Annotated in this window: 12 protein-coding genes; 7 read left to right on the top strand and 5 right to left on the bottom strand. The window is 67.3% G+C overall.

The features are described from left to right. The 6 genes from XAN126_RS0121615 to XAN126_RS0121590 all read left to right on the top strand — a co-directional run bounded on the left by XAN126_RS0121615 (position 1) and on the right by XAN126_RS0121590 (position 5,496). Complete coding sequence (locus XAN126_RS0121615) at positions 1-1,539, top strand: sugar ABC transporter ATP-binding protein (RefSeq protein ID WP_024280642.1); 1,539 nt, start codon at positions 1-3, stop codon at positions 1,537-1,539. Then, entirely contained in the window at positions 1,532-2,494 is a 963-nt protein-coding gene (locus tag XAN126_RS0121610; RefSeq protein WP_024280641.1) for an ABC transporter permease, read from the top strand. The genes XAN126_RS0121615 and XAN126_RS0121610 overlap by 8 nt, the downstream gene beginning before the upstream one ends. Continuing rightward, positions 2,491-3,465, top strand: a complete 975-nt coding sequence (locus XAN126_RS0121605; RefSeq protein WP_024280640.1) for an ABC transporter permease — start codon at positions 2,491-2,493, stop codon at positions 3,463-3,465. Before XAN126_RS0121610 ends, XAN126_RS0121605 begins: the two co-directional genes overlap by 4 nt. 50 nt (positions 3,466-3,515) lie before the next feature. Further along, positions 3,516-4,514: a sugar ABC transporter substrate-binding protein gene (locus XAN126_RS0121600; protein WP_029877559.1), complete on the top strand. Its 999-nt coding sequence runs from the start codon at positions 3,516-3,518 to the stop codon at positions 4,512-4,514. A gap of 100 nt (positions 4,515-4,614) precedes the next feature. Next, the gene (locus XAN126_RS0121595; RefSeq protein WP_024280638.1) at positions 4,615-4,902 is read left to right on the top strand and encodes a YciI family protein; all 288 of its coding nucleotides are present in this window, start codon (positions 4,615-4,617) and stop codon (positions 4,900-4,902) included. Positions 4,903-4,932: 30 nt separating this feature from the next. Continuing rightward, a complete protein-coding gene (locus XAN126_RS0121590; protein WP_024280637.1) occupies positions 4,933-5,496 on the top strand; it encodes an NADPH-dependent FMN reductase in 564 nt (187 codons plus the stop codon). A gap of 86 nt (positions 5,497-5,582) precedes the next feature. Here the strand turns inward: XAN126_RS0121590 and pcaF are convergent, their stop codons facing one another. From pcaF to XAN126_RS0121575, 3 genes are read right to left on the bottom strand one after another with little or no spacing between them, the layout of a single operon-like run. Then, positions 5,583-6,785 carry a 3-oxoadipyl-CoA thiolase gene (pcaF, locus tag XAN126_RS0121585; protein WP_024280636.1) on the bottom strand — a complete coding sequence of 401 codons (1,203 nt, stop codon included), beginning with the start codon at positions 6,783-6,785 and terminating at the stop codon, positions 5,583-5,585. Positions 6,786-6,794: 9 nt separating this feature from the next. Next, positions 6,795-7,478 carry a 3-oxoacid CoA-transferase subunit B gene (locus XAN126_RS0121580; RefSeq protein ID WP_024280635.1) on the bottom strand — a complete coding sequence of 228 codons (684 nt, stop codon included), beginning with the start codon at positions 7,476-7,478 and terminating at the stop codon, positions 6,795-6,797. Further along, entirely contained in the window at positions 7,475-8,197 is a 723-nt protein-coding gene (locus XAN126_RS0121575) for a 3-oxoacid CoA-transferase subunit A (RefSeq protein ID WP_024280634.1), read from the bottom strand. The genes XAN126_RS0121580 and XAN126_RS0121575 overlap by 4 nt, the downstream gene beginning before the upstream one ends. 117 nt (positions 8,198-8,314) lie before the next feature. Here XAN126_RS0121575 and XAN126_RS0121570 point away from each other — a divergent pair, with 117 nt between their 5' ends. Next, complete coding sequence (locus tag XAN126_RS0121570) at positions 8,315-9,094, top strand: IclR family transcriptional regulator C-terminal domain-containing protein (RefSeq protein ID WP_029877558.1); 780 nt, start codon at positions 8,315-8,317, stop codon at positions 9,092-9,094. A gap of 714 nt (positions 9,095-9,808) precedes the next feature. On the opposite strand, the gene XAN126_RS0121565 is transcribed toward XAN126_RS0121570, so the two are convergent. Then, positions 9,809-11,041, bottom strand: a complete 1,233-nt coding sequence (locus XAN126_RS0121565) for an ABC transporter substrate-binding protein (protein ID WP_024280632.1) — start codon at positions 11,039-11,041, stop codon at positions 9,809-9,811. Positions 11,042-11,066: 25 nt separating this feature from the next. After that, a complete protein-coding gene (locus tag XAN126_RS0121560; RefSeq protein WP_024280631.1) occupies positions 11,067-12,548 on the bottom strand; it encodes an FAD-dependent oxidoreductase in 1,482 nt (493 codons plus the stop codon).

The raw sequence follows: 12,548 nt of genomic DNA, 5'->3' as shown, positions 1-12,548 counted from the left end.
ATGGCACCATCGCCTCGCCTTGAGCTGGCCGCGCCCCCGGCCGTGCCCGGCACCCCGATCCTTGAACTGAAGGGCATCTCAAAGACCTTCCCAGGCGTGAAGGCGCTGGACGACGTGTCCTTCGCCGTCTGGCCGGGCGAGGTGCACATGCTCCTCGGCGAGAACGGCGCCGGCAAGTCTTCGCTCATGAAGGTGCTGTGCGGCGCCTATCAGGCGGATGCCGGCGAATACTTCCACAACGGCGAGAAGGTGGAGATCCGCTCCCCCGCCGACGCGCGGCGCTTCGGCATCGCGGTCATCTTCCAGGAATTCTCCCTCGTCCCCTATCTGGACGTGGCGCAGAACATCTTCCTCGGCCGTGAATTCTCTTCGCGCATCCCCGGCCTGACGGACCGCCGCCGCCTCTATCGCGAGGCGCAGAAGGTGCTCGACTTGATCGGGCTGGAGGTGGACCCGCGCACCAAGGTGCATCAGCTCGGCGTCGCCCAGCAGCAGATGGTGGAGATCGGCAAGGCGCTGTCGCAGGATGCCCGCATTCTCGTGATGGACGAGCCCACTGCCGCGCTCTCCGACCGCGAGACCGAGCGCCTGTTCGAGGTGATGCGGCAGTTGCAGGCGAAGGGCGTCGCCCTCGTCTACATCTCGCACCGCATGGCCGAGGTGTTCGCCCTCGGCGATCGCATCACCGTGCTGCGCGATGGCAAGCTGGTGGGCCGCGCGCTCCCCGGCGAGACCACGCCGGACGAACTGGTGCGGATGATGGTCGGCCGCAACGTGGACATGTCCTATCCCCGCCGCTTCGCCACGGAGCCGGGCGAGGTGGTGCTGGAGACCAAGGGCCTTTCCTCCACCAACGGCATCCGCGACATCGACCTCAAGGTGCGAGCCGGCGAGATCGTCGGCCTGTGCGGCCTCGTCGGCTCCGGCCGCACGGAGGTGGCCCGCGCCATCTTCGGGGCGGACGCGGTGACGTCGGGCGAGGTGCGCATCTTCGGCAAGCCGAGGACCGGCGGCCCGGACGCCGCGGCCTTCGCCGGCGTCGGCCTCATCCCGGAGAGCCGGAAGGCGGAGGGCCTCGCCCTCATCCGCACGGTCAGCGACAACCTCGCCGTGGCCGGCCTGCCGAAGCTCTTCCCCAACATGATGTTCTCGCCCGGCAAGGCCCGGCGCTCGGCGCAGGAGCTGATCCAGCGCCTGCGCATCGCCACGCCCTCGCCGAACCAGAGCGTCGCCGTCCTCTCCGGCGGCAACCAGCAGAAGGTGGTGATCGGCAAGTGGCTTGCCGCCGGCACGCGCCTGTTCATCTTCGACGAACCCACCCGCGGCATCGACGTGGGCGCCAAGTCAGAGATCTTCGCCCTCATCGACCAACTGGTGGCCGAAGGGGCGGCGGTGCTCATGATCTCTTCCGAGCAGGCGGAGATCGTCCATGTCTGCGACCGCGCCTACGTCATGCGCGGCAAGCGCATCGTCGGCGAACTCGGCCGCGCCGACCTCTCCGAAGAGAACATCGTCCGAATGGGGATGCACGATGAGTGACCACGCCCTCTCCCCCTCTGCCCCCGCGCGGCCGCGCATCCCCGCCGTGCCCGGCGTCGCCGTGGCGCTCGTCGGCCTCAGCGTGCTGTTCGCGGTGGCGAGCCCCGGCTTCCTCACCGCCGGCAATCTCTCCAACATCCTGGTGCAGTCGGTGATCCTGCTGCTCCTCGCTTTGCCCATGACGCTCATCATCATGACGGAGGGGCTCGACCTCTCCATGGGCGCGGTGCTCACCCTCGCCTCGCTGGTACTGGCGCTGATCGTGGTGGCCACCCAGTCGCTGATGCTGGGGCTCGCCGGCGCGCTGTGCGTGGGCCTCGCCTTCGGCCTCACCAACGGCTGGCTGGTGGCGTCGCTGGGCATCCCGCCTTTCGTCGCCACCCTCGGTACGCTGGGGGCGGCGCAGGGGCTCGCGCTCATCGTCTCGGACGGGCAGAGTGTGGTCGGCATCCCGCGCTTCGTGCGGCTGGTCTATTCCGGCGAGGTGGCGGGCATCCCGAACCCCATCCTCATCGGCGCGGGCTTCTACGCCCTGTTTCATGTGCTGCTCTACCACACCCGCTTCGGCACCTACATCTGCGCCCTGGGCGGCAACCGCGAGGCGCTGACGCTGGCCGGCGTGAAGTGGAAGCGGCTGCTCATCTCCGTCTACATGCTGGGCGGGGCCATGGCCGGCGTCGCGGCCCTGCTGATGACGGCGCGCATGAATGCCGGCCATCCCACCGCCGCCATCGGCATGGAGTTCGATGCCATCGCCGCCGTGGCGCTGGGCGGCACCTCCTTCGAGAAGGGCAACGGCTGGATCTTCGGCACCCTCATGGGCGTGCTCACTGTGGGCGTGCTGCGCAACGGGCTGAACCTCATGGCCGTGCCCTCCTCGGTGCAGGTGGCCTGCATCGGCGTCCTCGTCATCTTCGCCCTCTTCCTCGACGGCATGCGGAGCAAGAAGTCATGAGCCTCGCCGGCGACATCTCCGCGGGCACGCCCCGCATCCACCTGTCCAAGGACATGCAGCAGCTCATCTACCGGCTGCTGGCGGCAGGCCTCCTGTGCGTGGCGCTGAGCGTCGCGACGGACGCCTTCTTCACCACCAACAACATCCTCAACGTCCTGCGGCAGGCAAGCCTTCTGTTCTTCCTCGCCTCGGGGCTCACGCTGGTGATCCTCACCGGGGGGCTCGACCTCTCGGTGGGCGCGAACATCGGGCTTTCCGCCTGCCTCGCGGCGACCGTCATCAAGGCAACCGGCTCGCCGGCGCTCGGCACGCTGACGGGGCTCGCCACGGGCTGCGCCATCGGCATCTGCAACGGGCTGATGGTGGCGAAGCTGCGCATCCCCTCCTTCATCGCCACCTACGGCATGCTGTGGGTGCTGCACGGCGTCACCTATTACTACATGGCCGGCGAGACCATTCACGGCTTCCCGCCCGGCTTCCGCCATATCGGTTCGGGCTATTTCCTCGGCATCCCGATCCCCGTCTACCTGATGATCGGCTTTCTCATCGCCGGCACCGTCTTCGCCCAGCGCACCGTGTGGGGCCAGCAGATCTATGCCATCGGCGCGAACCCCGTGGCAGCACGGCTTTCGGGCATCCCGGTCGATCGGCGCCTGATCCTGGTCTACGCCTTCTCCGGCGCTATGGCGGGCGTCGCGTCCATCGTCTTCCTCGCCCGACTGAACTCGGCCGAGGGGGACATTGGCGAGGCGATGACGCTGCCGGCCATCGCGGCGGTGCTCATCGGCGGCGCATCGCTCTTCGGCGGAGTGGGCAGCGTGTTCGGCACCTTCGTCGGCGCGCTCATCCTTACGCTGGTGCTGAACGGCATGAACCTGCTCGCCGTGAACGCCAGCTGGCAGCCTTTGGTGACGGGCGTGATCGTCATCTTCGCCGTCTGGCTCGACATGGTCGGGCGCAAGCGGTCCTGAAGCGTAATCCAAGTCAAAAAGCCAAATATCAAGAATCGGAGGAAGACCCCATGAAGACGTTGAAGTCCAACCTCAAGCTCATCGCCGCGGCACTGCCCGTGGCGCTCCTGTCCACCGGCGCGCTGGCCGCGGACGAGACCATCGCCGTCTTCACCAAGAACCAGACCAATCCCTATTTCCAGACCGTGCGCGTGGGCGCCGAGGCTGCGGCGAAGTCCATGGGCGCCAAGGTGGTGCACTACATTCCCACCAAGCCGGACTCGATCCCCGAGCAGCTCAGCCAGATCGAGGACGTGATCGTGAAAAAGCCGAGCGCGATCGTCTTCGTGCCGGTGGACTACAAGGCCATGGTGCCGGGCGTGGAGCAGATCAACGACGCCAAGATCCCGGTGGTGAATGTCACCGACCGCTCGGCCGGCGGCAAGTTCCTCGCCTTCGTCGGCGCCGACGACTACAGCCTCGGTCTGGAGACCGGCCGCTACCTGCTCAAGGAGATGGGCGGAAAGGGCAATGTGGTGATCCTGGAGGGCGTGAAGGGCTCGCTCACCAACATCGACCGGGTGCGCGGCTTCAATGACGCCATCAAGGAAAACAAGGACGTGAAGCTGCTGGCGAGCCAGCCCGCCAACTACCAGCGCCTACAGGGCCTGCAAGTGATGGAAAACCTGATGCAGTCCCATCCGCAGATCGATGGCGTGCTCGCCGCCAACGACGCCATGGCCATCGGCGCCATCGAGGCGCTGGACGGCGCCAACCGCAAGGCCAAGGTCATTGGCATCAATGGCACCAAGGAGGCGATCGACGCCATCAAGGCCGGCAAGCTGCTCGCCTCGGGCGACTACAACGGCTTCGTGCAGGGCTGCATCGGCACCATGGTCGCCATCCGCTCCCTGCGCAACGAGGCCATCGTGAACGAAGTGGTGCTGAAGCCGACCGTGGTCAACGCCTCCAATTACCAGCCCTACGACGTGCCGCTGGAGGCCCGCACCTGCCCGAGCTGGGCGGCCGCCGCCGCCATGGCCACCAAGGCGCCCACCAAGACCAACTGATCACCTGACGCCGTTCTGAGAAGACGGCGTGTTATCACCCGGACGGGGCGACACCGGCTTTGAGGCCGCGTGCCGCCCCGATCGTGAAGGAGCCTCTCTCATGCTGTTCGCCATCCACGGTGTCGATCGCCCCGGCGCGCTCGACACCCGCCTCGCCCATTACGAGGCGCACAAGGCCTTCCTGTCCGACACCTCCGCGCTCGGGGTTGAGATCGTCATGTCCGGCCCGCTGGTGGCGGATGACGGAACCACGATGATCGGCAGCCTGTTCCTCATCGAGGCGCCGGACCGCGCCGCCGTCGAGGCGTTCAACGCGGCCGATCCCTTCAAGAAGGCGGACATCTGGGAGCGCGTGACCATCACCGGCTTCCTGCGTCGCCAGGGTTGAGCGCCCAATCTCATTTCAAGGAGACGACACATGTCCAGCGATGCCCGCCCGATCCGGGTTGTGGGAATTTCCGGCAGCCTGCGCAAGGGCTCCTACAACACGATGGCCCTCAAGGCGGCCATGGACCTCGCGCCCGAAGGCATGACCATCGAGGCGGCCGAGATCGGCGATCTGCCGCACTACAATGACGATGTGCGCCTCGCCGGCTATCCGCCGGAGGTGGAGCGCTTCCGTGCCCAGCTGACGGCAGCGGACGCCATCCTGTTCGTGACGCCGGAGTACAATTACTCCATCCCCGGCGTGCTGAAGAACGCCATCGACTGGGCCTCGCGCCCGCCGAGCCAGCCGTTCGACAACAAGCCCGTGGCCATCATGGGCGCCAGCATGGGCGTGCTCGGCACGGCGCGGGCGCAGTATCAGCTGCGGCAGATGCTGGTGTTCCTCAACGCCTTCCCGCTGAACAAGCCGGAAGTGATGATCGGCGCCGCCCAGACCAAGTTCGACGCCTCAGGCGCCCTGACGGACGAGGCGACGGCGGACTTCATCCGCCAGCTGCTGACCGCGCTTGCCGCCTGGACCGAGCGCCTGCGCTGACCTGAAGCTGACCTGCCTCTGAAACGGCAGCGGCGAGGGGCATGGCCCCTCGCCGCTGCTTTTTTGTTGCCTGCCGGAAGGGGCGATTACACCCGCTCCAGCGCCACCGCGATGCCCTGGCCGACGCCGATGCACATGGTGCTAAGCGAGCGCTTGCCGCCGGTCAGCGAGAGTTCGATGGCCGCCGTGCCGGTGATGCGGGCGCCGGACATGCCCAGCGGATGGCCGAGCGCGATGGCGCCGCCATTGGGGTTCACCCGCGCGTCGTCGTCGGCGATGCCGAGGTCGCGCAGGGTGGCGAGGCCCTGGGAGGCGAAGGCCTCGTTCAGCTCGATCACGTCGAAATCGGCCGGGGTGAGGCCGAGGCGCGCCATCAGCTTCCTGGAGGCCGGCGCCGGGCCGATGCCCATGATGCGCGGCGGCACACCGGCCGCAGCCCCGCCCAGCACGCGGGCGATGGGGGTGAGGCCATACTTCGCCGCGGTTTCCGCGTCGGCGAGGATCAGCGCGGCGGCACCGTCATTGACGCCCGAGGCGTTGCCGGCCGTCACCGTGCCGCCCTTGCGGAATGGGGTGGAGAGCTTGGCCAGCGCCTCGATGGTGGTGGCGCGCGGATGCTCGTCCCGCTCCACGAGGATGGGGTCGCCCTTGCGCTGGGGGATGGCCACCGGAACGATCTCCCGCGCCAGCCGCCCGTTCGCCTGCGCGGCGGCAGCCTTGGCCTGCGAGCGCAAGGCGAAAGCGTCCTGATCGGCGCGGTTGATGGCGAAATCCTCGGCCACGTTCTCGCCCGTCTCCGGCATGGAATCGACGCCGTACTGCGCCTTCATCAGCGGGTTCACGAAGCGCCAGCCGATGGTGGTGTCGTGGATCTCGGCATGGCGGGAGAAGGCGGTATCCGCCTTGGGCATGACGAACGGGGCGCGGGACATGGATTCCACGCCGCCGGCGATCATCAGCGAGGCCTCGCCCGCCTTGATGGCGCGGGCGGCGGTGATGACCGCATCCATGCCGGAGCCGCACAGCCGGTTCATGGTGGTGCCGGGCACGCCGACCGGCAGCCCGGCGAGTAGCAGCGACATGCGCGCGACGTTGCGATTGTCCTCGCCCGCCTGATTGGCGCAGCCGAAGATCACATCGTCCACGGCGGCGAAGTCCACGCCGGGATTGCGCGCCATGAGCGCCTTGAGCGGCACCGCGCCGAGATCGTCCGCCCGCACCGAGGCGAGCGCGCCGCCGAAGCGGCCGATGGGCGTGCGGACATAATCGCAGATGAAGACGTCCTTCATTGCGTGCTCCTACAGCTCGGGGACAACGAGATCGGCCACGGGGCCGGCGATGACCAGCTCGGCCCCGGTGAGGGACTGGAGCTTTTCAAGCGTGATGGTGGGCAGCTTCTCGCGCAGCACGAAGCGGCCGCCCTCGATGTCCACCACGGCGAGGCTGGTATAGACCCGCGTGACGCAGCCGACGCCGGTGAGGGGCAGGGTGCAGCGGTCCAGCAGCTTCGGCTCGCCGGACTTGGTGACGTGCTCGGTGATGACCGCGACGCGCTTGGCGCCATGCACGAGGTCCATGGCTCCGCCCACCGCCGGAACGCCCTTGGCGCCGACGCTCCAGTTGGCGAGATCGCCGTTCTGCGCCACCTGGTAGGCGCCGAGGATGGCCACGTCGAGATGGCCGCCGCGCACCATGGCGAAGCTGTCCGCATGGTGGAAGAAGGCCGAGCCGGGCTTCAGCGTCACCGCCTTCTTGCCGGCATTGATGAGGTCCCAGTCTTCCTCGCCCGCGGGCGGCTCCTGGCCGAAGTCGAGGATGCCGTTCTCGGTATGGTAGATCACTTCCCGGCCGGCCGGCTGATAGCGCGCGACCATCTCGGGAAAACCGATGCCGAGGTTCACATAGGCACCGTCGGCGATGTCCTGCGCCGCGCGCCAGGCGATCTGGGCGTTGGAGAGCTTGGTATCGTCGCTGGCGGTCATGGATAGGTTGCTCCGGCGCGGTTCAGCAGCTCTTCCTGGGCGGGGTTGGTCACTTCGACCACGCGCGAGACGAAGATGCCGGGGGTGACGACGTGTTCCGGGTCGATGGTGCCGGGCGGCACCAGCTGCGACACCTGCACGATGGCGTGCCGCGCGGCCGAGCACATGAGCGGGCCGAAATTACGGGCCGCCTTGTTGTAGGTGAGGTTGCCGAGGCGATCGCCGAGATGCGCCTTCACCAGCGCGAAATCGGCCTTCAGCCAGCGCTCCTGCACATAGGGGCGGCCGTCGAACTCGGCGGTCGGCTTTCCGTTCGCCAACTCGGTGCCGTAGGAGGTGGGCGTGTAGAAGGCCGGGATGCCGGCGCCGCCCGCGCGGATGCGTTCGGCGAGCGTGCCCTGCGGCACCAGCTCCAGCGCGATCTCCCCGGCGAGGTACTTCTGGGTGAAGACACGCGGGTCCGCCGAGCGGGGGAAGGAGCAGATGAGCTTGCCCACCATGCCCACCTCGATCATGGCGGCAAGGCCCACATGGCCGTTGCCGGCATTGTTGTTGACCACCGTGAGGTTGCGCGGCGAGCCGGTCTTCACGAAGCGGTCGATGAGGGCGTGGATCAGCTCGATGGGCGCGCCGGAGCCGCCGAAGCCTCCGATCATCACCGTGGCGTTGTCGCCGATGTCGGCCACCGCCTCCGCGGGTGTGGCGATCGTCTTGTCCATGGACATCCCTGTTGCGCCTGGGGCGGCGCCCCTTTCGATACCCGACGAATAAAAAACGTTGGCCTCGACTTCAATCCGGTTTGTGCGATATAAGAGATTTGTTGACATATCGCACAAATGGAAGGGTGGCCGGTGACCGGTATTTCTCAGCGCGACACCATGGGCGGCCTCGCCAAGGGGCTTTCGGTGATCGAGACCTTCACCGCCGAGCGCCCGCGCCAGTCCATCGCCGAGGTGTCGGCGGCGAGCGGCCTCGACCGGGCGACGGCGCGGCGCTGCCTGCTCACCCTCGCTCATCTCGGTTATGCGGATTACGACGGCAAGTTCTTCACCCTGACGCCCCGCGTGCTCAGGCTCGGCACGGCGTGCCTCGCGGCAATGCCGCTGCCGCAGATGGTGCAGCCCTGGCTCGACCGGCTGTCCGAGGAACTGGGGGAGAGTTCATCCGTTTCCGTCCTCGATGAGGATGAGATCGTCTATGTGGCGCGCGCGGCGCAGCGCAAGCTGATGTCCATCGCCCTCATGCCCGGCTCGCGGCTGCCGGCCTATTGCACCTCCATGGGCCGCGTGCTGCTCGCCGCCTTGCCGGAAGCTGAAGCCCTGCGTCTCCTGCGCCTGCGTCCGCTCGCGGTCCGCACGCCGCTGACGCTGACCGATCCCGAGGCGGTGATGGTGCAAGTGAAGGGCGCGCGGGAGCGGGGATATGCGGTGATCGACCAGGAGGTGGAACTCGGCCTGTGCTCCATCGCGGTGCCCCTTCTCAATGCGCGAGGCGTCGCCGTGGCGGCGCTCAACCTCGGCCTGCCCGCCCTCGCGGGGGACGTGGAAACGCTGTCGGCCCGCTATCTTCCAGCGCTGGTTCGCGTGCAGGGGGAAATCCGCAAGATCCTGCGATAGGGGCCTGAGAGCGCAGGCGCCGCAGCGCGCCGTGCCTCTTCCGGCTGAGGCACGAGAGGGCCTTGCTCGACCTCTCTGGCAGGAGAAGAAGTCGTTCTGGCGGCTGCTGAAAGTGTCATTGCGGTAGGGGAGGTCTGATCGGGCGGCCAGACGTTGCCTAATTTTCACATCCGAATGACAGCTGAGTTCGCTGTGGGTCTTTGTGCAATTCTCATCAAAAAATTATAAAAGTATTTTCAGTAGTTTATGTTACATCGGACCCTCTTGCGGCGCCTGATGAACGGTCCGAACACTGGCGCGAAAGCCCAGGCTGCGGGCAAGAGAACTGTCGATGTGCAGGTACCAAGGGTTCGCCAGAGGCTCCAATTCCAGCGCCGGGCCTCGCCGGCGACTGGTGTTTCCTGCCAGAAGCAGTACTGCCGGAACAGCGGAGCCCGCGATCCGCGCAGCGGATGGGGGTACGGGACATGCCAGATGCCGGGGCTGCTTGGGGACGCAATGACCGCTTCCGCGGCGAAGCCCTAATGACCGCTCCTGGCGATGCCGTCTGTTTTGGACGAAGAACGACGTCGGAAGTCCTGAGGCGTGCCGGTTGCCAAGATCGACAATTGGTTTTGCACTTCCTGGCACCCCGCCGGATTGACGGGGTGCAACTCCAAACGCCCGGAACGGGCAAGAGCGGAACGGGGGCCGGTAACCCTTAGGGCCAGCGCCCTACATCTTCTTCACCAGCGGACATTCGCTTTCGGCGAGGGGGCGGAAGGCCTGGTCTCCCGGCACGGTGGCGGCGAGGTTGTAATAGTCCCACGGCGCCTTGGACTCCGCCGGAGTCTTCACCTGGAAGAGGTACATGTCGCGGATGACGCGGCCATCCTCGCGCACCTTGCCGTCCTTCGTCATGAAATCGTTGATGGGCGTGTCCTTCATCTTCGCCATCACCGGGCCGGCCGCATCCGTCTTCGCCGCCTTCACGGCCTTCAGATAGTGCGTCACGGCGCCGTAAACCCCAGCCTGGTAGAAGGTGGGCATGGCCTTGCGCTTCTCGTAGAAGCGCTTGGCGAAGGCGCGGGTGCCGTCATTCATGTCCCAGTAGAAGGGGGCGGTGAGGCGGATGCCCTGCGTGGCTTTAAGGCCGAGGGCGTGCACCTCCGTATCGGCGAGGAGCAGGGCGGCAATGGTCTTGCCCGATTCCGCAAGGCCGAACTCCGCGGCCTGCTTGATGGCGTTCTGCGTATCGAGGCCGGCCGTGGCGAGGGCGACGACCTCGGCCTTGGAGCTTTGGGCCTGCAACAGGAAGGATGAGAAGTCCGGCGCATTGGCCGGCATGCGCACCGAACCGTAGACTTTGCCGCCCGCCGTCTGCACCACCGCGCCGGTGTCACGCTCCAGCGCATGGCCGAAGGCATAGTCGGAGGTCAGGAAGAACCAGTTCTTCAGCCCCGAGGCCACCACCGCATCTCCGGTCACATGGGCGAGGGCGTAGGTGTCATAGGTCCAGTGGATGCCGTTCGGCGAGCAGGCCTTGCCGGTGAGGTCCGAGGAGGCCGGCGAAGAGAAGATGGCGATGCGGTCCTTCTCCCGCGTGATCTGCTGCACGGCCAGCGCCACGGCGGAATTGGGCACGTCCATGATGGCGTCGACGCCATCCACCTCGTACCATTTGCGCGCGGTCGCGGCGCCGATGTCGGCCTTGTTCTGGTGGTCGGCGGAGATGATCTCCACCTTCGTGCCCTCGATGGGGCCGAAGTCCGCCACCGCCATTTCCGCCGCAAGGATGGAGCCGGCACCGGTGGAGTCGGACAGCTGGCCGGACAGGTCCGTCAGGATGCCGATCTTCACCACCCCGTCCGAATAGGACTGGGACTGGGACTGGGACTGGGCCTGGGCGCCGGCGAGCGGCAGGGCGATGGCCACCGCGCATGCGGCCGCCAGCATCGTCTTTTTCATTGTTGTCCTCCCTCTTTTATCTGGTTCAGAGCGCCGTCTTCAGGCGCGGCGCAAGGCGGGCTACGGCGTCGAGGCCGGCGAGGCGGCCGAACACGGCGCCGCGCAGCACGGAGGTCGAGCCCGTATAAACCTGGTGATAGAGGCCTACCGTCTCGCCTGCGGCGTAGAGGCCGGGGATGACCTTGCCGTCGCCATCCAATACCTGGGCCGAGGCGTTCACCTTCACCCCGCCGAAGGTGAAGCAGGCTGTCGAGATGATCGGATAGGCGCGGAATGGCGCCGTCTCGATCCGCCGGCACCAGTGCGACTTGCGGGGCTCAAGGCCCGTGGTCGCGCGGTGGTCGATGGCGAAGGGCGTGAAGTCGCCGCTCTCGTCGGGACAGGCGGCGTTGAAGGCGGCGAGGGTGGCGAGGGTCTCGGCCGGCAGCGCCAGCTTTTCCACCAGCGCTTCCAGCGTGGGCGCCTCCACCGCCGGAACATCCGAGCGGATGGAGGTGCGCCAGCGCGGGATGTCCTCCACCTTGGCGTCGAAGATGACCCAGGAGATGCCGCCGGGCTGGTCGGCGATAGCCCGGCCGATATTGTCGTAGTGGGCATCCACCGTGCCGGGGGCCTCGTCGAGGAAGCGCCGTCCGTCGCGATTCACCAGCACGCCGTAGGGATAGATGAACACCACCGCCTCGGCCTGGAGCGAGCGGGGATCCACCGGCTCGGCGTGGTAGGAGCCGAACTCCCCGGCGGGGGCCGCGCCCGCCTCCAGCATCATGCGGATGCCCTCGCCGCGATTGTAGTAGCCGCCGCGGGCCACGGGGCGGATGTTGGCCGCCTTCTGGCCGATATAGCGGGTCATCATCTCCGGATTGCCCTGGAAGCCGCCCGAAGCGAACACGGTGGCACCCGCGCGGATCTCCTCCCGCCGCCCATCCGGACCGGTGACGGCGACGCCCGCCATGCGCCCGTCCGCATCGCGCAGCAAAGCGGTGGCGGTGGTGCGGAAGCGCACCTCGGCGCCGAGGCGCTTCGCCTCGGCCATCAGCCGCTCGATCAGCGCGAGGCCGCCGCCCTGCGCGGCGATGCGTGTGGTGTTCTGGGTGAGGAGATAGATGGGCTGGGGGCCGAACTTCAGGCCGAAGCCCTTCAGCCAGGCGATGGTTGGCGGGACCTCGGCGGCGAAGGTGGAGATGACCTCGGGGTCAGGGAAGGGATGGGCCTTCACCACCGCCGGCCAGTCCGCATAGGGGCGCGCCACTTCGGTCAGGACGTTGGGATCGAGATTGGGGCCGGCATTGGCGGCGAAATGCTCCTCGAAATCGTCGGAGATCTCGCTGTCGTTCTTCATGCGCATATAGGCTTCGGTCCAGCGCGTGTTGCCGCCGAATTCCTCTTCCGGCGCACGCTCGAGCAGCGTCACCGAAAGCCCACCTTCGAGGGCGGATACGGCCGCGCTGAGCCCGGCGATGCCGCAGCCCACCACGAGCAGGTCCGGGCCTTTTGCTGTCACTGGCAT

Source organism: Xanthobacter sp. 126, from assembly GCF_000526175.1.
GTDB classification, from domain to species: Bacteria; Pseudomonadota; Alphaproteobacteria; order Rhizobiales; family Xanthobacteraceae; genus Xanthobacter; species Xanthobacter aminoxidans.
Note: the sequence above shows the minus strand (reverse complement) of the source record. Positions and strands in the feature narration are given on the sequence as shown.

Coding starts and splice junctions, on each gene's coding strand:
- XAN126_RS0121565 (WP_024280632.1), bottom strand. CDS start 11,041: ATGAAAAAGACGATGCTGGCGGCCGCATGCGCGGTGGCCATCGCCCTG.
- XAN126_RS0121610 (WP_024280641.1), top strand. CDS start 1,532: ATGAGTGACCACGCCCTCTCCCCCTCTGCCCCCGCGCGGCCGCGCATC.
- XAN126_RS0121575 (WP_024280634.1), bottom strand. CDS start 8,197: ATGGACAAGACGATCGCCACACCCGCGGAGGCGGTGGCCGACATCGGC.
- XAN126_RS0121605 (WP_024280640.1), top strand. CDS start 2,491: ATGAGCCTCGCCGGCGACATCTCCGCGGGCACGCCCCGCATCCACCTG.
- XAN126_RS0121560 (WP_024280631.1), bottom strand. CDS start 12,548: ATGCCAGTGACAGCAAAAGGCCCGGACCTGCTCGTGGTGGGCTGCGGC.
- XAN126_RS0121570 (WP_029877558.1), top strand. CDS start 8,315: ATGGAAGGGTGGCCGGTGACCGGTATTTCTCAGCGCGACACCATGGGC.
- XAN126_RS0121590 (WP_024280637.1), top strand. CDS start 4,933: ATGTCCAGCGATGCCCGCCCGATCCGGGTTGTGGGAATTTCCGGCAGC.
- XAN126_RS0121595 (WP_024280638.1), top strand. CDS start 4,615: ATGCTGTTCGCCATCCACGGTGTCGATCGCCCCGGCGCGCTCGACACC.
- XAN126_RS0121580 (WP_024280635.1), bottom strand. CDS start 7,478: ATGACCGCCAGCGACGATACCAAGCTCTCCAACGCCCAGATCGCCTGG.
- XAN126_RS0121615 (WP_024280642.1), top strand. CDS start 1: ATGGCACCATCGCCTCGCCTTGAGCTGGCCGCGCCCCCGGCCGTGCCC.
- pcaF (WP_024280636.1), bottom strand. CDS start 6,785: ATGAAGGACGTCTTCATCTGCGATTATGTCCGCACGCCCATCGGCCGC.
- XAN126_RS0121600 (WP_029877559.1), top strand. CDS start 3,516: ATGAAGACGTTGAAGTCCAACCTCAAGCTCATCGCCGCGGCACTGCCC.